The sequence below is a fragment of the uncultured Roseobacter sp. genome (assembly GCF_947488185.1).
Taxonomy (GTDB): domain Bacteria; phylum Pseudomonadota; class Alphaproteobacteria; order Rhodobacterales; family Rhodobacteraceae; genus Roseobacter.
On record NZ_CANKYM010000004.1, the window covers coordinates 385,077 to 407,516 of the forward strand.

Annotated in this window: 20 protein-coding genes; 11 read left to right on the forward strand and 9 right to left on the reverse strand. The window is 61.6% G+C overall.

The features are described 5' to 3' along the window. On the reverse strand, nt 1–807 hold the full coding sequence (locus Q1A52_RS17635) for a sulfite exporter TauE/SafE family protein (protein WP_300018336.1): 807 nt from the start codon (nt 805–807) through the stop codon (nt 1–3). A gap of 91 nt (nt 808–898) precedes the next feature. Here Q1A52_RS17635 and Q1A52_RS17640 point away from each other — a divergent pair, with 91 nt between their 5' ends. The 4 genes from Q1A52_RS17640 (at nt 899) to Q1A52_RS17655 (ending at nt 4,998) form a co-directional block, all read left to right on the forward strand. Beyond that, a complete protein-coding gene (locus Q1A52_RS17640) occupies nt 899–1,300 on the forward strand; it encodes a rhodanese-like domain-containing protein (protein ID WP_300018339.1) in 402 nt (133 codons plus the stop codon). A 130-nt stretch (nt 1,301–1,430) separates the two neighbouring features. Next, nucleotides 1,431–2,819, forward strand: coding sequence for a cytochrome ubiquinol oxidase subunit I (locus Q1A52_RS17645; RefSeq protein ID WP_300018342.1), 1,389 nt, complete (start codon nt 1,431–1,433; stop codon nt 2,817–2,819). Nucleotides 2,820–2,821: 2 nt separating this feature from the next. Beyond that, the gene (locus Q1A52_RS17650; RefSeq protein WP_300018345.1) at nt 2,822–3,832 is read left to right on the forward strand and encodes a cytochrome d ubiquinol oxidase subunit II; all 1,011 of its coding nucleotides are present in this window, start codon (nt 2,822–2,824) and stop codon (nt 3,830–3,832) included. 119 nt (nt 3,833–3,951) lie between these two features. Continuing rightward, on the forward strand, nt 3,952–4,998 hold the full coding sequence (locus Q1A52_RS17655; protein WP_300018348.1) for an aldose epimerase family protein: 1,047 nt from the start codon (nt 3,952–3,954) through the stop codon (nt 4,996–4,998). Nucleotides 4,999–5,024: 26 nt separating this feature from the next. Here the strand turns inward: Q1A52_RS17655 and gph are convergent, their stop codons facing one another. From gph to Q1A52_RS17680, 5 genes are all read right to left on the reverse strand, one after another. Then, a complete protein-coding gene (gph, locus tag Q1A52_RS17660) occupies nt 5,025–5,681 on the reverse strand; it encodes a phosphoglycolate phosphatase (protein WP_300018351.1) in 657 nt (218 codons plus the stop codon). Nucleotides 5,682–5,768: 87 nt separating this feature from the next. Then, complete coding sequence (locus Q1A52_RS17665; RefSeq protein WP_300018354.1) at nt 5,769–7,148, reverse strand: PepSY domain-containing protein; 1,380 nt, start codon at nt 7,146–7,148, stop codon at nt 5,769–5,771. Nucleotides 7,149–7,210: 62 nt separating this feature from the next. Beyond that, nucleotides 7,211–7,573 carry a hypothetical protein gene (locus Q1A52_RS17670; protein WP_300018357.1) on the reverse strand — a complete coding sequence of 121 codons (363 nt, stop codon included), beginning with the start codon at nt 7,571–7,573 and terminating at the stop codon, nt 7,211–7,213. Between the two features lie 276 nt (nt 7,574–7,849). Next, complete coding sequence (locus Q1A52_RS17675) at nt 7,850–8,548, reverse strand: GntR family transcriptional regulator (RefSeq protein WP_300018360.1); 699 nt, start codon at nt 8,546–8,548, stop codon at nt 7,850–7,852. Then, nucleotides 8,545–9,909, reverse strand: coding sequence for a formimidoylglutamate deiminase (locus Q1A52_RS17680; protein ID WP_300018363.1), 1,365 nt, complete (start codon nt 9,907–9,909; stop codon nt 8,545–8,547). Before Q1A52_RS17680 ends, Q1A52_RS17675 begins: the two co-directional genes overlap by 4 nt. Nucleotides 9,910–9,987: 78 nt before the next feature. On the opposite strand from Q1A52_RS17680, the gene hutI reads away from it, so the two are divergent. From hutI to Q1A52_RS17705, 5 genes are read left to right on the forward strand one after another with little or no spacing between them, the layout of a single operon-like run. Further along, on the forward strand, nt 9,988–11,181 hold the full coding sequence (hutI, locus tag Q1A52_RS17685) for an imidazolonepropionase (protein WP_300018366.1): 1,194 nt from the start codon (nt 9,988–9,990) through the stop codon (nt 11,179–11,181). Further along, a complete protein-coding gene (gene hutH, locus Q1A52_RS17690) occupies nt 11,178–12,719 on the forward strand; it encodes a histidine ammonia-lyase (RefSeq protein WP_300018369.1) in 1,542 nt (513 codons plus the stop codon). The genes hutI and hutH overlap by 4 nt, the downstream gene beginning before the upstream one ends. Continuing rightward, nucleotides 12,716–13,516 carry an N-formylglutamate deformylase gene (gene hutG, locus Q1A52_RS17695; protein ID WP_300018372.1) on the forward strand — a complete coding sequence of 267 codons (801 nt, stop codon included), beginning with the start codon at nt 12,716–12,718 and terminating at the stop codon, nt 13,514–13,516. The genes hutH and hutG overlap by 4 nt, the downstream gene beginning before the upstream one ends. Continuing rightward, on the forward strand, nt 13,513–15,183 hold the full coding sequence (hutU, locus tag Q1A52_RS17700; protein WP_300018375.1) for a urocanate hydratase: 1,671 nt from the start codon (nt 13,513–13,515) through the stop codon (nt 15,181–15,183). Before hutG ends, hutU begins: the two co-directional genes overlap by 4 nt. A 4-nt stretch (nt 15,184–15,187) precedes the next feature. Next, entirely contained in the window at nt 15,188–16,228 is a 1,041-nt protein-coding gene (locus Q1A52_RS17705; protein WP_300018378.1) for an aromatic ring-hydroxylating dioxygenase subunit alpha, read from the forward strand. An 8-nt stretch (nt 16,229–16,236) separates the two neighbouring features. Here Q1A52_RS17705 and Q1A52_RS17710 read toward each other — a convergent pair whose 3' ends face one another. Next, nucleotides 16,237–17,832, reverse strand: coding sequence for a gamma-glutamyltransferase family protein (locus Q1A52_RS17710; RefSeq protein ID WP_300018381.1), 1,596 nt, complete (start codon nt 17,830–17,832; stop codon nt 16,237–16,239). Nucleotides 17,833–17,997: 165 nt separating this feature from the next. Continuing rightward, nucleotides 17,998–19,086 carry a DUF2793 domain-containing protein gene (locus tag Q1A52_RS17715; RefSeq protein WP_367278069.1) on the reverse strand — a complete coding sequence of 363 codons (1,089 nt, stop codon included), beginning with the start codon at nt 19,084–19,086 and terminating at the stop codon, nt 17,998–18,000. Nucleotides 19,087–19,319: 233 nt separating this feature from the next. Here Q1A52_RS17715 and Q1A52_RS17720 point away from each other — a divergent pair, with 233 nt between their 5' ends. Together Q1A52_RS17720 and Q1A52_RS17725 are read left to right on the forward strand one after the other, a co-directional pair. Further along, nucleotides 19,320–19,838 carry a FecR family protein gene (locus Q1A52_RS17720; RefSeq protein WP_300018384.1) on the forward strand — a complete coding sequence of 173 codons (519 nt, stop codon included), beginning with the start codon at nt 19,320–19,322 and terminating at the stop codon, nt 19,836–19,838. Continuing rightward, nucleotides 19,835–21,646, forward strand: coding sequence for a CHASE2 domain-containing protein (locus Q1A52_RS17725; RefSeq protein WP_300018387.1), 1,812 nt, complete (start codon nt 19,835–19,837; stop codon nt 21,644–21,646). The genes Q1A52_RS17720 and Q1A52_RS17725 overlap by 4 nt, the downstream gene beginning before the upstream one ends. 10 nt (nt 21,647–21,656) lie before the next feature. On the opposite strand, the gene Q1A52_RS17730 is transcribed toward Q1A52_RS17725, so the two are convergent. Continuing rightward, nucleotides 21,657–22,436: an IclR family transcriptional regulator gene (locus Q1A52_RS17730; protein ID WP_299828443.1), complete on the reverse strand. Its 780-nt coding sequence runs from the start codon at nt 22,434–22,436 to the stop codon at nt 21,657–21,659. Between the last annotated feature and the right edge of the window lie 4 nt (nt 22,437–22,440).

The following is a 22,440-nucleotide window of genomic DNA, read 5'->3' on the forward strand; positions in this document are numbered from 1 at the left end:
TCAGCCGTACCAGATGGCGCGGCGGATCAGGTTCAGCCCCATGAATACAAAAACGATCAGGAGAGCGTTGCGAAATTCGATGCCCGAAAGGCGTTTGCGAAAGACCTCGCCGATGCTGAACCCGAATAGCGTGGGGATCAGCATCGCTGCGGACACCCCGGCAAGCGGGCCGGTCATGAAGCCCAACTGGATATAGGCAAAGCAAAGCGGCAGGCTGCCTACAAAAATCAGAAAACCGGTGGCCCGCACGAATTCGTCTTTGTCCACTTGCTTGGTGGCCAGGTACATCGCCAGCGGTGCGCCCCATCCTGCGGTCATGCCACCGACGACACCGGCCAGCAGCCCGAACCCGACCTGCGCTGCCCGGTCAAAGCGCGCAGGCAGGGGCGGCACCAACCCGCGCCAGGATACGGCGACAAAAAACAGGATGACCAGACCCAGAATGGCCAGCAGCGCTCGGTCGCCGGTTTCTTGCGTGGCAAAGGCCGTCGCGGTTACGCCCGCCAGCAGCACGACGGCAAAGACCGCATAGCGGCGCATGGTGCGCGCCAGTTCCCCGGCGCGATAGACCTGCCAGGCGTTTGACCCGATCATCGGAAACAGGACAAGCGCAATGGCCGTGCGCGGATCCAGCAGCAGCGTCATTAGGGCAATGGCTGCAGTAGGCATGCCGATCCCGGCCAACCCCTTGACGGCTCCAGCAAAAAGAAAGGCGGCGCTCGCTACAAAGAGGGTCGTGATGTAGTCCAAAGGGGCTGGTCCTGCTGTGGCATCGGGGGCGCCCGCACAGGTCACTTGAAACGTCACCGGGTGTCAATTGTGCCTTTGCCGCGTTGTCGCCCGCCCGTCGCTGTGACAGGCTGCCTGTGACATCCCACCGTCATGAAGGAGCCGACCCATGTCCCCACTGAAGACCAGCTCTGCGCAAATGGTCGCAGACGCCCGTGCCCGCATTGAAGAGATCGAGACCAAGGACCTGATCGCAATGGTGGATGATCCGGATGTCGTTATCGTCGATATCCGCGACGTGCGCGAGCGGCAGCGCAGCGGGTTCATCCCGGGCAGCTTTCACGCTCCGCGCGGCATGATCGAGTTCTGGGTGGATCCCCAAAGCCCTTATTTCAAAGAGATATTCGGGCAGGATAAGAAATTTATCTTTCACTGCGCGTCGGGTTGGCGGTCTGCGCTCACCACGGCGACGCTCCAGGATATGGGGTTCGAGGCATCGCACTTGAAAGAGGGATTTTCCACCTGGGCGGAGCAGGGCGGCCCGGTCGAGAAAGAGTCCCCCAAGGATTAAACGGCTTGCAGACCTCTGACCTGCCCCACGCCCAGCTGCGCGTTTCGTCGCACAGCCCCTGAAATTCAGCCTTCAGAAACTACCTGTGTCCCATCAGAGGCAATTCTGACGATAAAAAGAGGTCATTCCTGTGGACACGCTGCTTTTGTCCCGTATCCAGTTCGGGGCCAACATTTCGTTTCATATCCTGTTCCCGACGATCACCATCGCTCTGGGCTGGATGCTGCTGTTCTTCAAACTGCGCTTTAGCGTGACGGGAGAGCGGAAGTGGATGGACGCCTACATGTTCTGGGTGAAGATCTTTGCCCTGTCCTTTGCGATGGGCGTCGTATCCGGCATCACCATGTCCTTTCAGTTCGGCACCAATTGGCCCGGGTTCATGGAAACCGTGGGCAATGTCGCGGGACCGCTGTTGGCCTATGAGGTCATCACGGCCTTCTTCCTCGAAGCGGTATTTTTGGGCATCATGCTCTTTGGTGCCTCGCGGGTGAAGCCTTGGGTGCATACGCTGGCGACCTTTCTTGTGGCTTTCGGCACTACGATGTCGGCCTTCTGGATCATCGTGCTGAACTCCTGGATGCACACGCCGCAGGGTTATGAGCTGCGCGATGGTGTGGTCTTTGCCACCGACTGGTGGGCCATCGTCTTCAACCCGTCGATGCCTTACCGCCTGATACATATGCTGCTGGCATCCGGTCTCACCGTGGCCTTCCTGATCGCCGGTATCTCCGCGCTGAGGCTGCTCTGGGGTGACCGGGCCGAGAGTGTGAAGACGACTCTGCGCGTGGGCATCATCGCGGCGGCGGGCCTGATCCCGCTGCAAATCCTGGCAGGCGATTTCCATGGTTTGAACACATTGGAGCATCAGCCCGCAAAAGTGGCCGCTATGGAAGGTAACTGGGAGACCGGTCCGAACATCCCGCTGGTGCTCTTTGCCCTTCCGGATGAAGAGGCCCGTGAGAACCGCTTTGAAATTGGCATCCCGAATGGCGCGTCCCTGATCCTGAAACATAAAGCAGATGGTGTGGTGCCGGGCCTCAACGACTTCGTCGCGGAGGATGGCACACCATTGCACCCGCGCGTGGCGCCGGTGTTCTTCAGCTTCCGCATCATGGTCGCCACCGGTATGGCGATGCTCGCGCTCTCCTGGGCGGGCCTTTATCTGCTGCGCCGCTACGGGGCGGGCGCGATGCCGGACGTGCCGCTCTATGCTTTTGCCGCGATGAGTTTCAGCGGCTGGATCGCCACGCTGGCGGGCTGGTACACCACCGAAATTGGCCGTCAGCCCTGGCTGGTACAGGGTGTGTTGAGCACAAAGGACGCGGTTAGCGACGTGCCCTCCGGCATGGTGTTGAGCACGTTGATTGGCTACCTGGTGATCTACGCGGTGCTGATCGTGGCCTACATCGGTGTGATCACCTATCTGGCGCGCAAGGCCTCGCGCGGGGAGTCGTTGTCTTCCCGTGTCTATCCACGCAGCGGCGAGGCTGAAGTCGCTGCCCTGCACGCGGGAGAATAGCGATGACCTATTTCGGAGACTCCGCCATCTGGCTGCCATGGACTTTCGCGGCGCTGATGGGGCTGTCCATCCTGATCTACGTGATCCTGGATGGGTTCGACCTCGGTGTCGGCCTGCTGATGCCCTTGGCGGACGAGCAGGAGAAAGACCGCCTTGTTGCCTCCATCGGGCCTTTCTGGGATGCAAATGAGACATGGCTGGTGCTGGCCATCGGTCTCTTGCTGGTGGCTTTCCCGCCCGCCCATGGGATCATCCTGACATCGCTCTACCTGCCTGTTTTCATCATGCTTGTCGGGCTGATCCTGCGCGGCGTCTCCTTTGAATTCCGTGCCAAGGCCCCCCTGTCCCAAAAGAAACGCTGGAACGCGGCGTTTTTTATCGGGTCCCTGATGGCGTCGATGAGCCAGGGCTTCATGCTGGGCATGTATGTCATGGGGCTGACCTGGACGCTGAGCCATGTCGCGTTTGCCCTGCTCACCGCGGTCTTCCTAACCGTCGGGTATAGTTTTATCGGGGCGGCATGGCTGATTGCCAAAACCGAAGGCGCGTTGCAGACCCGCGCCGTTGGCTGGGCCAAGGGCGGCATCTGGGGTCTGATTCTTGGGATCGGCGCGATTTCCGTCGCCACGCCTTTTGTCAGCCCGCGCATCTTTGACAAGTGGTTCAGCCTGCCGGAATTCCTGTACCTCTCGCCGATGCCGATCCTCTCTGGTGCTCTGGTGCTCTACCTCTTCTGGCGTATCCACAAGCTGCCGCAGGTTGGGGACAAGACCGCCTGGAGTCCGTTTGCGGCGGCGATGGCGCTCTTTGCGCTGGCCTTTGCGGGGATGGCCTATTCGTTCTACCCCTACGTGGTGCCCGAACAGATCACGATCTACGACGCCGCCGCTGCGCCGGAAAGCCTGTTCATCATCCTGATCGGGACGCTTTTCGTGCTGCCGGCTATTCTGGGCTACACGGCGCTGTCCTACTATATCTTCCGCGGCAAGGCGACGGAGCTGCGGTACGACTAGACCGCGCGCGGCATAGCGGCCTGGACCAGTGCCACCTCTGATGTTCAGCGCCAGGAGATGCTTTTTCTTTTCTGCGCAGGGTCTTAGGATTGCGCGGAAACGACATTGGATTGAATGGCATGCATACGGAAATATTTGGGCATCTCGACGGTCACGCGGTCGAGGCCGTCATCCTCTCCAATGGCGGTCTGCAGGCGCGGCTGATCACCTTCGGCGCACGGCTCACGGAGCTGTGGGTGCCTGATCACAAGGGCGATCTGGCCGACGTCGTTCTGGGCTTTGACGATCTTGAAAGCTATGTCGCGTCGGACGCTTTCTTCGGGGCCACCTGCGGGCAATATGCCAACCGGATTGCAGGTGCCCGGTGCGAGATTGACGGTCAGGACATTCAACTCGACGCGAATGAGGGTGCCAACCACCTGCACGGTGGTGTGGCAGGGTTTGATCGCAAGATCTGGCGGATTGCGGCGCTCGACGATACCAGCGTGACCTTTTCGGCTACGTCTGAGGAGGGCGAGATGGGCTTTCCGGGATGCTCCAATCTGACAAGTCGCTATCACCTGACCCCGGAGGGCGCGCTCGAGATCGAGATGACGGCGGATACCGACAGAACCACGCTGGTCAACATGGTGCATCACTCGTATTTCAACCTCTCGGGTCAAGGCACGGGGCCGGTTTTGGACCATGAGTTGCAGATTGACGCCGGGTTTTACACGCCGGTGGACGATGCTCTGCTGGCCACGGGCGAAATTCTATCCGTTGCGGATACGCCGTTTGATTTTCGTGTGGGCAAGCGCATTGGGCAGGATATCTCGGCGCTTTGTCCGTCTTCCGAAGGCGGTGGGTATGACCACAACTGGTGTCTGGCGACGCCACGCGACCCGGTAACGGCCAGCGCCACAGTGCACGATCCAGCCTCCGGACGCAGCCTGCAGATCCGCACGACCGAGCCCGGACTGCAGGTCTACACCGGAGGATACCTGCATGAGCGGATGTCCGGCAAAAACGGAACGTCGCTGTGCAAATTCGCGGGCATCGCCCTGGAAACGCAGAAGTTTCCCGGCTCTCCTACCTTTGCGCATTTTCCGGATTGCCTGCTGCGCCCGGGCGAGACCTATCGCCACAAGATGCGGTTCCAGTTCGCAGCTGACGCGCCGTCGCGCTGAGCGGCAACAGCGACGCGCGCGCGCCGTCACAGCGGGAACAGGCTCAAATCCGACCAGTCATTAAATCGCAGCACCGGCCCATCGGTCGGAATGTCGGCATTCAGATAGCCTTCGGTGAACAGACAGAAATCCACCCCCGTGGCCTGCGCTGTCGCGTAGTCAATGGCACTGTCGCCCACGTAGAGAGTTTGCGCCGGAGACTGACCCAGCGCATCCAGACATTTCCGTAGTGACGCCGGATCGGGCTTTTTGGGTTGGTCGGGCATCGCCCCAACGATTGAACTTAGGAAGGGCGACAGTCCCAGCACCTCGCAGATATGACGCGCCGGTCCGGTTGGCTTGTTGGTGCAGAGACCAAGCGCCACACCCGCCGCCGCAAGATGCTCGAGTTGCTGCAGCACGCCCGGATAGGGCCGCGTCAGGGCAACCCCATTCGCTTTATAGACGGTCAGGAACCGAGACAGCGTAGCTTTATACGTGTCATCGTCGGTGCCGCCGGTTGCCATGAGGCTGCGATGGATCAGAACTTCGACCCCGTTGCCGACAAACGAGATGATGGTCGCCAGATCAAGCGGCCCGCGGCCCAGCGGCTCCAATGCCGCGTTCACGGCCACCTGCATGTCGGGGGCGCTGTGCACCAGCGTGCCGTCCAGATCGAAGATGAGCGCCGTCTTTTGGGTCATGCGCCCGCATATCCCGGAACCGCTCAGGATGCCAAGCGCGGAAGGGGGAGGGTGCGCAGGCGAAGTGTTCGCTGCGCACCCGGATCATCAAGTCAGCACGCGGCGCAGCTGTGGCAGTCTCGACAGGATGACCACATCCAGCGCCAGCACCGTCAGCAGGGCAATGCCTGCCATCGGGAAGGCCATCGACACGCCGAGACCCACAAGCACCGCGCCCTGCCAGAGCGGCAGTTCGCGCGGAAAGGGCGGGGCGGCAAGACGGTTTGCGCCCGCCGGGCGGCGTTTCCACCACAAAACAACCGAGCTGATACATAGAAACAGGACGCTCAGGCAGACGACCGTGTTGGCCAGTACGCTCCAGAGGCCAAGGGTGCCCATGTGCAGCGCGATCCCGACGGCCATGGCTTTCCCGGCCAGCGAATAATCCTCATAGCGCACGTCGGCGAGGATGTTGCCCGTATACTGGTCGATATGCACCGTGCGGTCCGAGGTTGGATCGGTGCTCATTGAATCGCGGCTGATTGTCCAGACGCCGGTTGCCGACTGCGGCAGGTTCAGCTGATAGCGTGCGTCAAATCCGATCTCGCGCGCCAACGCGCCAACGGTATCGAGCGTCACAAGAGGAGCGGTGATGCCAGCCACACCCGCCTCGCTGCCGGAGACCGGCATCGGGGTCAGTTCCAGCGCCCAGGGCACTTCGCGGCGGGCATGGTTCATGCTGGCGTGGGTGTCATCCGACAGCGGTACGGCATCCCATTTCTCGGCTGGGAACTGGCTCCAGGCCTGGACCATCTTGCCACCCCATATGCCCGCCCAGGACAGCCCGGAGATCAGGAAAAACACAGGTATGAGCGAAATCCAGATGCCGACAACGCCGTGCAGGGATTTCCACAAACCGCGCCCACGGGTCAGGGTCGGCAATAACGCCGCGCGCCAGCCGGTGCCGCGGGGCCACCACATGTAAAGCCCGGTCGCGATCAGCACCATGGCAAGTGAGGCGGCGGTTTCAAGCATGCGGTCGCCGGTCACGCCCAGCATCAGATTGCCGTGCAGGTTATCGGCAAAGTCGTACCAGCCACTGCGGCGCGGGAAGGTGTCGATCACGGTCGCGGTATAGGGATCGACGGCGACCATCGTGGCCTCATCGCCGTGATCGACACGGAAGAGAGCCGCCACATCCGCTGTCCGAGGGGCGACATATTGGATCAGCGTGCCGCCGGGAACGGCCTGAACGGCTGCGTCGGCCTGTACCGAAATCGCGGAGACCGCGTCTTGTGGCACAACGCCCGTGCGTTCGCCGTCTCGCCCGTCAATCCAGGCGATCCACAGCATTGCCATACCGGTCAGGGCGAGCATGGTCAGAAACGGGATAACGAACAGCCCGGCATAGAAATGCCAGCGCCAGGCGGCGAAGTAGAGTTTGTTTGCGCCGGTATCCAGCGGCGCATTGGTAGTGAGTATGGTCATGGGATGCTCCAAGCCTAATGGCCCGCGCGGGGCGGGGTGTGATCTCAAAAAAGGGTGAAAGATCAGGCTTGGGGTGGCGCGCGCGTCAGCCGGGTGGGGTCGAGAGGTTTCGCGTGATGACGCAGTTGCGCAATGATGCGCATGCGTTGGGTGGTAACCGGGATTTCGCGTTGTGCTGTCGACGCATGAGGTGGGCAGGCGACAGTGTCCACCAGACGGCAGGCCTCGCAGTTCTGGCTTGGTCCCGAAGTGCCGCCAGTAAGACCGCAAAGCTCTTCAAGCGTGCCGCCTGCGTCGAGAAAGGCGAGCAGATCGGGATCCATCGGCGGCTGTGATGAACGATGCGCAAAGCCAACGGCTGTCATCGCTACGAGCAGAGTTGCCGTGACACAAAGCTTGGCAAAGAGGCGGAACACGGCAGGCATGAATTCCCTCTATTGCAGAAGCGGGCATGGCGCCAGAAAAAGTTCAGGATCGCGAACGGGGACCGCAGGCGCTTTGTCGATGATTGCAGAGGTCAGGCTGGCATCAAGTCGCAAATTGTCGCGCGGGTGATTGTGTCGGCGAGGATTTAGTGTTCGCCATCCTCCATCGGCAGAACGTGATGGGGCTAATGTCGGTTCGAAGGGACAACACCTGGCGGCCTGAGATATCATCGGGGCACCCGTATCCATTCAAGGGCAATGCTTGCTCAGGTGGCGTCAGAGGGTCGTGCGCAGTTGATGGCCCGGCGCGAAGATCAGCCGGACTTTGGTGACCGAGGCGGCGTGATCCCATGTCAGCCGGTCGATGACAAAAACCGCGGCGTGCAGCGGGCAGCCCAAAAGCCGGGCTTCCTCTTTTGTCGCGGCAGCGGCGGAAAAGGCGATCTCGCCGTGGGTATAGGGGGCATTTGCCAGCAACCATTCATTGCCGCTGATCGTGTCGAAGGTTTCACTCAAGGCTGTCGGCACCGTCGCGGTATTGATCCAGCGATCTTCGACCGCGTAGGGCGCGTCATTGGCAAGGTGCAGGGCGCTGAGGTGCAACATGCGTGTCGTCGGGACCTGAAGTGCGCCACTGATCTGCGCGGGCGGCTCTTGCAGGCTGCGTGAAATCAACTGATATCCGTATTTTTGCCCGCGCGCTTCGATTTCCTGCCGGATGAGGGAGATATCGATGGTCGCTTTGGCCACGGGCTGCAATGCAACGCGTGTGCCCGCCTTGCGGCGTCGGTCCAGCAGTCCGCTTTCCGCCACAGTCCGAAGGGCACGGTTCACCGTCGCCCGTGCGCAGCCGAACTCCTCGGCAAGGTCCGCTTCGTTGGGGATCAGATCACCGGGCTTCCATTCCCGCGCATGAATGCGCCGCAGCACCTCTTCCTGTACGGTCTGCCAGTTCCGGAAGGCGGGTCTGTTCACAATGCGTCTCTCAACTCAACCTGTGTGCGGCGATAGGCGGCCAGAATGCTCTGGCGGCGCACATGTCGCCCCTCTTTTACCATCTGTCGCCCGGCCGACCAGACATCTGTGACCAGACGGTCATCGCCCGCAAAAAACCATGTGTCCAGAATGGCGTCACTCGCGCGACCGTCCAGGTGAACCGAACCGGCATCCAACGCCAGCATATCTGCCAGCGCGCCTGCTTCCAGCCGCCCGGTTTTGCGCCCCGTCGCCTGAGCGCCCCCCTGCAAGATCTGATCAAAGATGTGCCGCCCGGTGGAACGGGTCGGCATGGCCAGCGCAGCGCGGCTGTGATCGCGCAGGCGCTGGGTATACTCCAATGTGCGGATCTCCTCACTCAAGGAAATCCGGATATTGCTGTCGGAACCGATGGCCATTTTGCCTTGCGCCTGCAGCCAGCCCGCAGCGTCGAAAATGCCGTCACCCAGATTGCTTTCCGTGATCGGGCAGAGGCCCGCCACCACGCCTGTCCTTGCCAATGTGGCGGTTTCATGCGGTGTCATCTGCGTGCAGTGGATCAGGCACCAACGATCATCAAGGCCCATGTTCTGCAGCGCCCATTCGACGGGCCGGGCGCCCCAATGCGCCTGAACCTCTTCAACTTCGGCCAGTTGCTCGGCCAAGTGCATGTGAATTGGCCCCTGACGGAAGAAGGATGCGTAGTTTTGCAGATCCCGGGTGCCGACCGCGCGCAAGGAATGCGGGGCCACGCCCGAGGAGGCATCCGGCGGTAGGTGCCTGAGAGCGTCCTTGGCCCCGTCGCACAGCCGCTGGAACCGATCAAGATCATTGCCGAAACGGATTTGTCCGCTGGTCAGCGCGCGCCCATCGCATCCGCCAAACTGATAGTGGACCGGCAAAAGGCACAATCCGATGCCTGACTGAGCGGCCGCGGCGATGATACGTTCGGACATTTCCGAAAGCGTGTCATAGGGCGCCCCACCCGGTTGATGATGCAGATAGTGGAATTCGGCGCTTGTCGCGTAACCGGCCTCCAGCATCTCCATCTGCACGAAAGCGGTGATTGCTTCGACGTGCCACGGGGTCAGCCGATCTAGAAAGCGGAACATCAACTGGCGCCATGTCCAGAAACTGTCCCGGGCATCGGGCCCTTGTGTCTCGGTCAATCCCGCCATGGCACGCTGAAAGGCATGGGAATGCACGTTGACCGGGGCTGGTAGCAAAATGCCGACTTGCAGGCCTTGGGGGGGCGCATTTGGCACAACCTCTGAAAAGGTCCCCGCATCGGTGACTGAAACGAGGACATCCTGCGCCCAGCCGCTGGGAAGAAGCGCCTGGTGCGCCCAGATCTGCTGCATGTGTGTCTCGCTTGACAGAATTATTATGTACATACATAAAATCATTAAACACATATCAATACAAGCGAGTCGCGCCTCATGCTCATTCGGAACGCCACGGTTGCCACGCTTGCGCGATCCGACAGTTTCGGTCTTTTCGAAGAGGCTGTGGTTGCCCTGGACGGCGCGCAGATCGCTTGGGTGGGCCCGGAGGCTGAACTGCCGCAGACGTTCCGGGATCTGGAGCGCTATGATGCTGGCGGGCGATTGGTCACCCCGGCGCTGATTGATTGTCATACGCATGTGGTCTTTGGTGGCAACCGCGCGTCGGAATTCGAGCTGAGACTGAATGGCGCAAGCTATGAAGAGATTGCGCAGGCGGGCGGCGGGATCGTCTCCACCGTCGCGGCGACGCGCAGCGCCAGCGACGCGCAGCTGCTGGCAGATGCCCTGACCCGGGTGGATGCGCTGATGGCTGAGGGCGTTACCCTGATCGAGGTGAAATCCGGCTATGGGCTGGATCAGGAAACCGAGCTGAAAATGCTGCGTGTCGCGCGGGCGATTGCGGATAAACGCCCCATCGAGGTGCGCACCAGTTTTCTGGGTGCTCATGCTGTGCCAGCTGAATACGCCAGTGACCCGGACCGCTATCTGGAGGAGCAGTGCCTGCCAGCGCTCAAGGCGGCCCACGCAGAGGGGCTGGTTGATGCGGTGGACGGGTTTTGCGAGGGCATTGCCTTTAACACGGAGCAGATCGCGCGGGTTTTCGATGTGGCGCTAGACCTCGGTCTGCCGGTCAAACTGCATGCGGAACAGCTTTCCCGAAGCGGCGGCGCGCAACTGGCGGCCCATTCCTGCGCGCTCTCTGCCGACCATCTGGAGTATGCAACCGATGCGGATGCTCAGGCATTGGGGCAGGCAGGCACGGTCGCCGTGTTGCTGCCGGGCGCGTTTTATACGCTCCGCGAAACACAACAGCCGCCCGTGCAGGCGTTTCGGGATCACGGCGTGGCCATGGCGCTGGCCACGGATTGCAATCCGGGATCATCGCCGCTGACCTCGCTGCTGTTGACGATGAACATGGGCTGTACGCTGTTTCGGATGACCCCTTTGGAAGCGCTTCTGGGCGTTACGGCCCATGCCGCCCGGGCGCTCGGGGCGACGGATCGCGGGCGGGTCGTGGCAGGCATGCGTGCGGATTTGTGCATCTGGGACGTTCGGCACCCGGCGGAACTGGCCTATCGTATCGGTTTCAATCCGCTGCATGCGCGCTTTTTCAATGGTGCGCCATGACGGTGGTTTTGACGCCCGGCGCTACAACCCTGGACGAGCTTCACCATATCTGGGCAAGCGGCGTTCCCGCTGTGCTCGCCCCCTCCGCTCATCCAAAGATCGAGGCGGCTGCCGCACTTGTGGCCAAGGCCGCAGCGGATGACGTCGCGATCTACGGGGTGAACACCGGTTTCGGCAAACTCGCCAGCGTGAAGATCGCGGCAGAGGACACGGCCAAGCTGCAACGCAACCTTATCCTGTCCCATTGCTGCGGCGTTGGTGACCCGCTGGATCTGGCGACAACGCGGCTGATGATGGTGCTCAAACTGCTCTCTCTGGGGCGCGGAGCCTCCGGCATCGCGCTTGAAACGGCGACCCTGATAGAATGGATGCTGAAGTGTGACGTCATCCCCGTGATCCCGTCGCAAGGCTCCGTGGGGGCTTCGGGGGATCTGGCCCCGCTGGCGCATATGGCTGCCACCATGATCGGCGAAGGGGAGGCGCAATTTGCCGGAGAGCGGATGTCTTCCCGGCAGGCTCTGGGCAGGGCAGGTCTCGCCCCAATTACCCTTGGCCCAAAGGAAGGTCTGGCGCTGATCAATGGCACGCAGTTTTCAACCGCCTGCGCACTGGTGGGCCTCTGGGGTGCGTGGCAGAACGCGGCCACCTGCGTTGTCACGGCGGCGCTCTCCACCGATGCCATCATGGGATCAACGGCGCCGCTGCAGGATGCCATCCATACGTTGCGGGGGCATGCCGGTCAGATTGCCGTCGCGCGGGCGCAACGCGCGCTCATGGCCGGATCGGAGATCCGCGAAAGTCACCGCGAAGGCGACACCCGGGTGCAGGACCCTTACTGCATCCGCTGTCAGCCGCAGGTCACCGGGGCAGCAATGGACCTTCTGCATGCCGCCGGCCGTACTCTGAAGGTGGAAGCCAATGCGGTGACCGATAATCCGCTGGTGTTGGTGGAGCAGGGATTGATTGTCTCCGGCGGGAATTTTCACGCCGAGCCCGTGGGTTTTGCCGCAGACCAGATCGCGGTCGCCATATCGGAGATCGGCGCGATTGCGCAGCGGCGCGTGGCCTTGATGGTCGACCCGACGCTCTCCTTTGATCTGCCGCCGTTTCTGACGCCCGATCCGGGGCTGAACTCCGGGTTGATGATCGCAGAGGTCACAACCGCCGCGCTGATGAGCGAGAACAAACATCTCGCCAACCCCTGCACCACCGACAGCACGCCCACCTCTGCCAATCAGGAAGACCACGTCAGCATGGCCGCACATGCAGCGCGGCGCTTGGTGCGGATGAATGCCAACCTGAATGTCATCCTCGGGGTGGAGGCAATCTGTGCCGCACAGGGCATCGCCTTTCGCGCGCCACTCCAGACCAGCGAACCCTTACGGCGTGTGATCAATGTGCTGCGCCGGGAGGTTCCGGAGATCAGCGACGATTGCTACATGGCGCCGCTGATCGAGGCCGTGGCGACGATGGTGGCGGGTGGCGCGCTCACAAAGGCGGTGGATCTGCCCGATTTCGTGAAAGGGCACGCGGAATGACCCCCGTGACGGTCACCCGTGGCGATGCCCCGATCGTGCTGGGTCTCCCGCACGCCGGTACCGAGGTGCCGCCGGAGATTGCGCAGACCCTGAATGAAACCGGAAAGGCGCTGGCCGATACCGACTGGCACGTTGATGCGCTCTATAGCGGGCTGCTGCCGCAGGCGACCGTTGTGCGGGCGGAGTTTCACCGCTACGTGATCGATGCGAACCGCGATCCCGATGGCCGCAGCCTCTATCCCGGCCAGAATACAACAACGCTGGTGCCGCTGACAGATTTCGACGGGCAGGGGATCTGGACAACGTTGCCAACGGACGCAGATGTGGCGGACCGGCGGGCCGCGTTTCACGCCCCCTACCACGCGGCTCTGACGTCCGAGATTGCACGTCTGCGGCAGAAACACGGCGCGGTGATCCTGTTTGACTGCCATTCGATCCGCTCACGCATTCCTTTTCTCTTTGACGGCGTGCTGCCCGATTTCAACATCGGGACGGACGATGGCAAGACCTGCGCCCCACAGATTGCCCAGGCTGTCCGGGACATCTGCCGCGCGGCTCCCGGGTATAGCACCGTCGTCAACGGCCGGTTCAAGGGCGGCTGGACCACCCGCCACTACGGGCGCCCGGCAGAGGGCGTGCATGCGATCCAGATGGAACTGGCGCAGTCCACCTATCTGACCGACGAAGCGGCACCCTGGACGGTCGATCCTGCCAAGACTGCCCGATTACGGCACCACCTCACTCATATTCTGGCCACGCTGACGGCCCTTGTCCCAACCCTTGGAGGTTCCCGATGAATTCCTCGCGTCACAACATCCGCGACGTCTTTCCCCCTACCGGGCCGGAGATCACCGCCAAAAGCTGGCTCACCGAGGCGCCGATGCGGATGCTGATGAACAACCTGCACCCGGATGTGGCCGAGAACCCGCATGAACTGGTGGTTTATGGCGGGATCGGGCGCGCGGCGCGCACCTGGGAGGATTTCGACAGCATCGTCGCCAGCCTCAAAGACCTCGACGAGGATCAGACGCTGCTGGTGCAATCGGGCAAGCCGGTGGGCGTTTTCCGCACCCACAAGGATGCGCCGCGGGTGTTGATCGCCAATTCCAATCTGGTGCCGAACTGGGCCACCTGGGACCATTTCAATGATCTCGATAAGCGCGGGCTGGCGATGTATGGCCAGATGACCGCCGGATCGTGGATCTACATCGGGACGCAGGGCATCGTGCAGGGCACCTACGAGACCTTCATGGAGGCGGGGCGCCAGCACTATGATGGCAATCTGACGGGCCGTTGGATTCTGACGGGCGGTTTGGGTGGCATGGGCGGCGCGCAGCCGCTGGCGGCGGTCATGGCGGGCGCTTGTTGTCTGGCCGTGGAATGTGACGAGACCCGCGCCGATTTCCGGCTGCGCACGCGGTACGTGGATGAAAAGACGGATGATCTGGACACGGCCCTGGCGATGATCGACCGCTGGACCAAAGCTGGCGCGGCGAAGTCCGTGGCGCTGATCGGCAACGCGGCGGATGTCTTCCCGGAACTGGTCAAGCGCGGTGTACATCCCGATATCGTGACCGATCAGACCAGCGCCCATGACCCAATCCACGGTTATCTACCGCTGGGGTGGAGCGTGGCCGAATGGCGCGCCAAACAGGAGAGCGATCCCAAAGCGGTCGAGAAAGCCGCGCGGGCCTCTATGAAAATCCATGTGGCAGCCATGGTTGATTTCTGGAACGCGGGCGTGCCGACGCTGGATTACGGCAATAACATCCGGCAGGTGGCGCTGGAGGAGGGGTTGCAGAATGCCTTTGCCTTTCCCGGGTTCGTGCCCGCCTATATCCGTCCGCTCTTTTGCCGGGGTGTGGGGCCGTTCCGCTGGTGCGCGCTCTCGGGAGATCCGGAGGATATCTACAAGACCGATGCCAAGGTGAAAGAACTGATCGACGATCCGCATCTGCACAACTGGCTCGATATGGCGCGGGACCGGATCGCGTTTCAGGGGCTGCCTGCGCGCATCTGCTGGGTCGGGCTGGGGCAGCGGCACAAACTAGGGCTGGCCTTCAACGCGATGGTCCGCAGCGGCGAGCTGTCCGCCCCGGTGGTGATCGGGCGCGATCATCTCGACAGCGGCTCCGTTGCCTCGCCCAACCGCGAAACCGAAGCGATGAAGGATGGCTCTGACGCAGTTTCCGACTGGCCTCTGCTCAACGCGATGCTGAACGTGGCAAGTGGTGCGACCTGGGTGTCGCTGCACCACGGCGGTGGGGTCGGTATGGGGTTTTCGCAGCATTCCGGCATGGTGATCTGCTGTGACGGTACCGAAGACGCCGACCGGCGGCTGGCCAATGTGCTTTGGAACGATCCGGCCACCGGGGTGATGCGCCACGCGGATGCGGGATATGAGATTGCACTGGACTGCGCCCGCGAACAGGGGTTGAATTTGCCGGGGATATTCCGGGAGTAAGCAGATGTTTTTGAAGAACGCGTGGTATGTGGCCGCCTGGGATCACGAGGTGACGCGCGCGCTGCAGCAGATCACCGTTCTGGGGGAAAAGATCTGCGTGTTCCGATCCGAAAGCGGCGAATTGGTGGCGTTGGAAGATGCCTGCCCGCACCGCAAACTGCCGCTCTCCAAGGGGCGGATCAAGGGCGACACCGTGGAATGCGGGTACCACGGGCTGACGTTTGATTGCGCGGGCCATTGCGTCTGGGCGCCGGGCGGCGGGCGCATTCCGTCTGAGGCGCGGGTGCATGCCTATCCATTGCAGGAGAAATACGGTCTGGTCTGGATCTGGATGGGCAATCCGGCGCTGGCCGATCCTTCCGAGATTTTCGAGATCGAACATTATGAAAATCCGGCCTGGGGCATCAATCGCGGTGCGGCGATGGAGCTTGATTGCAACTACCTGCTGATGTGCGACAACCTGCTGGATCCGACGCATGTGGCCTGGGTACACGCCAGCAGCTTTGGCCAGAGCGCAACCCGGGATGCACCGCTGCGGGTCACCAAGACCGATGACGGCGTGATTGTGCACCGCTGGATGATGGATGTGGAGCCCGCGCCGTTTTACAAGAAAGTCATCGGCTTTGAGGGCAATTGCGACCGGTTGCAGCACTATGAGGTCCGCTATCCGTCCCACGCGCTGATCAAGGCGATCTTTACCCCTGCGGGCACCGGCGGGCCAGAGGGCGCGCTGCATGACGATGTCTTTATCATGGACAGCTACAATTTCATGACGCCGACGACTGAAGGCACGACCCGCTACTACTGGTTCCAGCTGCGCAACATCCGGCCTGACGACGCGGCACTGTCCCGGATGATGAGCGAGGACGTTCAGCACGCCTTTGAAGAGGACCGCGCCATTCTGAACGCGGTGCAAAAGGGCATGGCAGACAAGCGCACGCCGCATATCGATCTGCCCATTGACGGCGGGCAGTTGCGATTCCGGCGCCAGCTTCAGGCGATGATCAACGAGGAACGCGCGGTGGACGCCCAGATGGCGGAGTGATCCGCTGGTCAGAACCCCACGGCGGCCCCATCCTTGCGGGGGTCGGACCCCGCGACATAGCCGCGTCCGGGCAGCCGGTGGATCAGTTGCGCGCCGCCGAAGCCAAAGGCGTTGTCCGGCGCTTCGAGTGTGATCTGATGCCTCATCGCGCGCAACGCCTCCACGGTCGCCTCGGGCACAGTGGTCTCGCACGCAACCCCGAGCCCGTCGGTGACCCGCCAGCGCGGGGCATCCACCGCCATCTGCGGGTCCTGTCCAAAAAGCTGGGTGCGCAGTACCATTTGCACATGACCCTGCGCCTGCATCGGCCCGCCCATGACGCCGAAACTCATCTTTGGCCCCTCCGGACCCATAAGGAACCCCGGAATGATCGTGTGGAAAGGCCGTTTATTCGGACCGACATGGTTTTGATGCGCAGGATCGAGGCTGAACCCCGCCCCGCGGTTTTGCAGCGCAATGCCGGTGCCGGGCACGACGACCCCTGACCCGAAGCCCGCGTAATTGGACTGGATGAAGGAAACCATCATGCCCGAGGCATCTGCTGCCGTCAGATAGACGGTGCCGCCCTTCTTGGGCGCGCCCGCCCCGAAGTCGGTCGCGCGGGTCAGGTCGATCTCACGCGCCCGTGCCGCAAGATATCCGTCATCCAGCAGATCATCCACGGTGATGGATTGCATGTGATCGAGGTCCGCGACGTAGCGTTCCGCATCGCGCAGGGCCAGTTTCATCGCCTCGATCTGCAGGTGCAGGGTGCAAGGATCATCCGCATCCATGTCACGAATGCTGGTTTGCGACAGGATGCCCAGACCCATCAAGGCGGCGATGCCCTGGCCGTTGGGCGGAATCTCGTGCAGCGTATTGTCGTCGAACGCCTTCGAAATCGTGCCGCACCAGTCCGCCTGATGCTGCGCCAGATCGTCCAGCGTCAGGGCCGCGTCATGCGCGCGGGAGAAGGCTGCGATTTCCTCTGCAATCTCACCTTCGTAGAAAGCTTTGCCCTTGGTTTCGGCAATCCGTTTCAACGTCTGCGCGTGCCCGGGGCTGCTGAAGTATTCGCCCGCCTTGGGCGCTGATCCGCCCGGCATGAAGGTCTCGGCAAATCCCGGTTGATCGCCCAGTTCATCCGCCGCGCGCTGCCAGAGTGCCGCGATGACGGGAGAGACCGGAAACCCGTTTTCCGCATAGCCAACGGCAGGTTCAAAAAGCTTTTCAAAGGGGAGCTTGCCGAACCTTTCAGACAGGTCGGCCCAGGCTGAGACGGCACCGGGCACCGTGACGCTCTCCCAGCCTCGAAAAGGCATGTCGGTGTGCCCAGCGAAACGATCCGCTGTCCAACCTGCAGGCGACCGGCCCGACGCGTTCAGACCGTGCAACTGTGTCCCGTCCCAGAGAATAGCGAAGGCATCCGATCCGATCCCGTTTCCGGTGGGCTCCACGACGGTCAGCGCAATGGCCGCCGCCAGAGCCGCGTCAACCGCATTGCCTCCCTGCGCCAGCATGCCGAGGCCTGCCTGAGCCGCCAGCGGGTGCGACGTGGCCACGATGTTATCCGCGGCGACGGCCGAACGGCGGGAAGGGTAGGGGTGCGTCGCGCGGAGTTTCATGGCAGACCTCTGAGGCAAAAGGAATGACGCCGCAGCCGTTCGGAAACGGTGGCGGATTTGTCCTGATCTGGTCTGTTGCGCGCGCCAAGGTCAACCCACAGCGCGTCGCGATTTCCTGAAAGAGGCAATTGGCCAGCGCGGTGATCCATGACACTGCACAAGAGATCAGCCGACCTTAAACCCCCAAAAGGCGGTTTCATCGGCTTTGAAATAGCCATCGAACCCGCGCAATTGGCCCTGAACCTCGACCGTGTCGCCCGCGGCGAGCAGCGCCATGCTCTGCACCGTCAGGGTTGTTTGTTCCGACACATGCGGCCCGGTAACCTCGCCCAGAGAGCCGGTGACGATATCCGTCCCATTCAGGAGCAACCGCGCGCGCATTCGCGCCTGCGCTGAGGTATTCTGCTTGAACGTGAGGGAAGCGCCAAAGAAATAGCTGCCCGCAACCGGGGCCACGAATTGATTTGTCGCGGCATTCAGAGCGGCCTGGTCGTTGAATTCCGCGCTGTTGATCGCAAGGGTCGTCCAGACATCTGCAGCCGTATAATTGTCGAAATTTGTCGTTGCCTTGAACCGGGGCAGGTTCGGTTGCTCTACCACGCCGGTCCCGGCATCCACGATCAGGCCGTCGCGGAAATCGACCCCATTGGCGGATGTGGCCAGTCGCAGATTGTCGCTGCCAAAAAGCCCGAAAAGACCGCGTGTGCCGAAATCCTGCTGAAAGACGAAACCGGCGTCGCCGCCCGTTGTCTCCTTGTTCAGCGTGGAGATCATGTTGCCGTCGCCTCCGTCGGCTTGGTAAAGCCCGGTCCAGAGTGCTGCGTTCAGCTTGGCGGAAAACGGTGCCGTGGGCAGGGCGACCATGCCGAGGCCGAATGCCTCGATCTCTTGCAGTTCGTCGCTGTCCAGATCGATCCAATCCGTCCCGTCGTAGACAACCATCGTCTCGCGACCGGTCACATAGGCACGCCAGCCAGCCTTGGGTTGGAAATACTGCCACAAACCGTTCTCGAACAAGGCAAGCTCACTGTCATGACCTGACCATGCTGCCGTGGCTGCATCCCCCACGATGTGCCGATCACCTTCGGCGGGCGTCGCGGGGGGCGCAGGCTGATCATCGCTCAGGACGCCGAGTTGCGTCAGCACGTCCAGAATGCGCAGGGCTTCATTGTGAGTGACATGCTTCTGAGCCTGACTGGGCTGGATGAAGGGCAAAGACAGGCAGCTGGAGGTATCGGCCATTGGAATTCCCATGAGAAGATTCTGATCGGGCCGAGGGTGTGTCAAATGTCTTGCGGCGGCCTTAAACCACCGTGCGCACGGGTAAGGTGTTTTGCCGCTCGGCGGAAACCCGGATGCCGTCTTTAGGCGGTCACGTTTTGCTGCTATACAGAGTAGTGATCACCGAACCGTGGTCCTTGCCGCTGTTATACTGGTCGAATCGATCAGGGCAGCTGCACAAGAATTACAATGGAAAAGCTTTAAAGATGAATATTTTACGTTCTCTCATGGCGCTTATCTTGCTGGCCGGTTTTGCAGGGGCCGCCGGGGCGCAGACACAGGCTCCACAAAACTGCGACGTGACTACAGCGTCTGACCCCGACCGTCAGGTCCTGACATGTGCCTTCGGTATCGTTATCGAATTGGAAGCGGCGGCGCAGATTGGGTTTTCAGACCCGTCGTCAGGTAGCGCCCCTGAGGTCATTGATCTTGATGTCGGTGCGGCGTTGATCGAGGTCGAACCAGGCACCGCACGTCCGCAGATCCGGACACCGCATGCCATCGCGGCGGTTCGCGGCACGGTCTACATTGTGGATGTCACACCGGAGAAAACATCCGTTTTTGTTGTGCACGGCGAGGTTTCAGTGACACAGCATGACACAAGTGATGACCCTGTGCTCCTGACAGCGGGCGATGGAGTGGATGTGGGCCCCGGTCTGCCGCTCGAGGTTCGGCGCTGGGGCGATGAGCGGGCAAAGGCACTGTTGGCTCGCTTCGCAAGATGACCCCTTCGCGTCGGACGCCGGTCCTTTTCGGCGTTCTCATGATCATCGCAGCGTTTCTGTGGGCTGCGATGGTCTCGGCCCCTCACGTGTCGTCCCGTGCCAGTGGGTTGGACCGGCTGGAGGCCGCACTACTGGACATTCGGTTTTCTCTCTTTGGTGCCGTGTCACCGTCACCCGATGTGGTCATCGTGGCAATCGACGACGTAACGCTGGCTGAAACACAGAAAAAAACAGCGACCACCCGGCTACTGCTTGCCGATACGATTGACGCGATTGCTGCTGCGGAACCGAAAGTGATCGGCCTGGATGTGATTTTGGCGGATGCTGGCGCCGAGGACGTGGACGACCGGCTTGCTGCGGCTTTGGGCGCGGCCCCGATGGTCATTGCTGCAGGTGGCAGTTTTGTTGATGGTGCTGCGGCGACACTCATAGCAAGTCCTGTCAATGTCCTGCGTCCTCAACCGGCGTTTGCAGATGTGGCGGACGTTGGCCTTGTTAACCTGTCAACAGATGCGACCGGCGTGCCGCGCTACGTCTCCGCGATTTTTGCAACGGATGTTGGGGTGGAGCCGTCGTTCGCGCTCCGCATCGCGGCTCGGTTTACAGACACCGAGCCTGCGATTTCGGCGGATCAAATGACCTTGGGTGACGTGGTTTTGCCGCTGGATGTGGGGTTCAACATGCCGCTGAGGCTGATCGGACCGCAGAGCAGCATCCCCACCTACTCGGCAATAGATGTCCTATCTGGCGATCTGAAGGATGCGCTGGCGAACAAGGTTGTCATTCTGGGCTACACGGCGACCGCCTTCGGGGACCGCTTTCCCAGCCCCTTTGATGAGAGCGTGCCGGGTGTGGAGATCATGGCAACAGCCGTGTCCCAGATGTTGGGCGGCGAAACACTGCGCCGTGACGAGGCAACGCGCCGGATGGACATGATCGCGAGTTTCGCACTGGCGGTGCTGGGGACCTTACTGGTGTTGACGTTGCCATTGTCCGCTGGCGTGCCCCTGGCCCTTGGATTTTTGGCTCTTTGGGGGGGCGCGGTTCTCTTTGCCTTCTCCGTCGGGATTTGGCTGAGCGCTGCCGTACCTCTTGTCAGTGCTGCCGGACCGCTCGCGGGCGCGGTTACCGCGCGCTATTATACTGAAAAACGCAGGGCCAATCATGGTGCAAAAGCTCTTGCCGCGCTGAAGCAATTCCAGTCGCCTGCCCTTGCAGAGATGATCGCGGACGATCCGTCGTTTCTCAAGGAACCGACGGCGAAATCACTTTCGATTTTCTTTATTGATCTCAGCAGCTTTACACATCTGTCGGAGTGGTTGGGTCCCGCTAGGACACAGGATCTCTTGAAGCATTTTCACCAGATCACCGCGCAAGCCGTCGAAACAGAAGGTGGCGTCGTTCTGAACTACATGGGCGATGGCGCGTTAGCGGTCTTCGGCATGACGGATGCGAACGGCAACAGCGCGGATCAGGCTCTCCGAACCTCCTTTGCGCTGATCGATGCGGTGCGCGCACTTGGTCAGGAAGACTACACCGTCGGGTGTCGCATCGGCCTGCACCATGGCGACGTCATCCTCTCGCGGTTGGGCGGGGACCGGCATCAGCAGGTGTCGGTCGCCGGGGACAGCGTGAACCTCGCGAGCCGTTTGCTGGAAATAGCAAAAACCGAAGGGGCCACCATTGCGGCCACGGATACGCTTCTGGATGTTTCCGCCTTGGAGCCGCCTCGACCGGCAGACAGCGTCAAACCGGTTCCTGTCCGCGGACGTGAAGGCTGGGCCACGGTCCATTTCTGGTCGGTCTGAGGCGCACTGCTCAGCTGCTGATCAGTGCCGTCAACTCGCGAGCCGCCTCTTTGAGGTCTTCGATGTGATGGCCGAGCGAGGCGATGTCGTGCCGCTGCAGTGGTGTGTGCACCGACAGGGTCGAAACAAGGCGCTTGCGGTCATCGAGGATCGGTACTGCAATTGCCACCATGTCTTCCATGAACTCCTGATTGTCGGTGGAGTATCCGCGTTTGCGGGTCATCTCGATTTCGGCTTTGAGTGCGTCCTTGTCGGTAATCGTGCCCGGCGCATGACTGTCGAGGATCGCCGCAGACAGGTACCGGTCGAAATAGGCGGGCCGCAGGGAGGAGAGGTACATCTTGCCGCTGGCCGTGCAATAAAACGGGACCTGCGTGCCTACGGGTAGCTGAATGCGCAGCGGCCAATGGGTTTCCACCCGGTCCAGATAGGTCATTCCGTCCCGGTCCGGCGTGGCGATATTGCAGGTCTCACCGATTTTTTCCGCGACGCTGCGCAGGATCGCCAGTCGCACAGTGCGAATCCGTTGTGATGAAACCGTGTAGACAGAGAGTTGTCTTAGTCGAGGGCCGGGCCCGTAGGACCGCCCGTCGATGTCTCGCTGCAGAAAGCCCGCCGCCTCGGCCGTGTTGAAAAGTCGATGCAGTGTGGGCTTTGGCAGATTGAGTGTATCCTTGAGTGCCGTTGGGGTCACCGGGACACCGGCTTTTACGACTTCCTCGAGCAGGACCAGCAACCGTAAGTTGGTGGGTATCTGGCCCTGCTTGTCATTGAAGAGGTCGTCCGGCATTGGC

What these genes read in the sequence shown, in the direction of transcription:
- Q1A52_RS17730 (WP_299828443.1), bottom strand. Translation starts at nt 22,436, where the DNA reads ATGCCGGACGACCTCTTCAATGACAAGCAGGGCCAGATACCCACCAAC.
- Q1A52_RS17715 (WP_367278069.1), bottom strand. Translation starts at nt 19,086, where the DNA reads ATGGGAATTCCAATGGCCGATACCTCCAGCTGCCTGTCTTTGCCCTTC.
- gph (WP_300018351.1), bottom strand. Translation starts at nt 5,681, where the DNA reads ATGACCCAAAAGACGGCGCTCATCTTCGATCTGGACGGCACGCTGGTG.
- Q1A52_RS17670 (WP_300018357.1), bottom strand. Translation starts at nt 7,573, where the DNA reads ATGCCTGCCGTGTTCCGCCTCTTTGCCAAGCTTTGTGTCACGGCAACT.
- Q1A52_RS17705 (WP_300018378.1), top strand. Translation starts at nt 15,188, where the DNA reads ATGTTTTTGAAGAACGCGTGGTATGTGGCCGCCTGGGATCACGAGGTG.
- hutG (WP_300018372.1), top strand. Translation starts at nt 12,716, where the DNA reads ATGACCCCCGTGACGGTCACCCGTGGCGATGCCCCGATCGTGCTGGGT.
- Q1A52_RS17665 (WP_300018354.1), bottom strand. Translation starts at nt 7,148, where the DNA reads ATGACCATACTCACTACCAATGCGCCGCTGGATACCGGCGCAAACAAA.
- Q1A52_RS17680 (WP_300018363.1), bottom strand. Translation starts at nt 9,909, where the DNA reads ATGCAGCAGATCTGGGCGCACCAGGCGCTTCTTCCCAGCGGCTGGGCG.
- Q1A52_RS17725 (WP_300018387.1), top strand. Translation starts at nt 19,835, where the DNA reads ATGACCCCTTCGCGTCGGACGCCGGTCCTTTTCGGCGTTCTCATGATC.
- Q1A52_RS17655 (WP_300018348.1), top strand. Translation starts at nt 3,952, where the DNA reads ATGCATACGGAAATATTTGGGCATCTCGACGGTCACGCGGTCGAGGCC.
- hutI (WP_300018366.1), top strand. Translation starts at nt 9,988, where the DNA reads ATGCTCATTCGGAACGCCACGGTTGCCACGCTTGCGCGATCCGACAGT.
- Q1A52_RS17710 (WP_300018381.1), bottom strand. Translation starts at nt 17,832, where the DNA reads ATGAAACTCCGCGCGACGCACCCCTACCCTTCCCGCCGTTCGGCCGTC.
- hutU (WP_300018375.1), top strand. Translation starts at nt 13,513, where the DNA reads ATGAATTCCTCGCGTCACAACATCCGCGACGTCTTTCCCCCTACCGGG.
- Q1A52_RS17720 (WP_300018384.1), top strand. Translation starts at nt 19,320, where the DNA reads ATGAATATTTTACGTTCTCTCATGGCGCTTATCTTGCTGGCCGGTTTT.
- hutH (WP_300018369.1), top strand. Translation starts at nt 11,178, where the DNA reads ATGACGGTGGTTTTGACGCCCGGCGCTACAACCCTGGACGAGCTTCAC.
- Q1A52_RS17640 (WP_300018339.1), top strand. Translation starts at nt 899, where the DNA reads ATGTCCCCACTGAAGACCAGCTCTGCGCAAATGGTCGCAGACGCCCGT.
- Q1A52_RS17650 (WP_300018345.1), top strand. Translation starts at nt 2,822, where the DNA reads ATGACCTATTTCGGAGACTCCGCCATCTGGCTGCCATGGACTTTCGCG.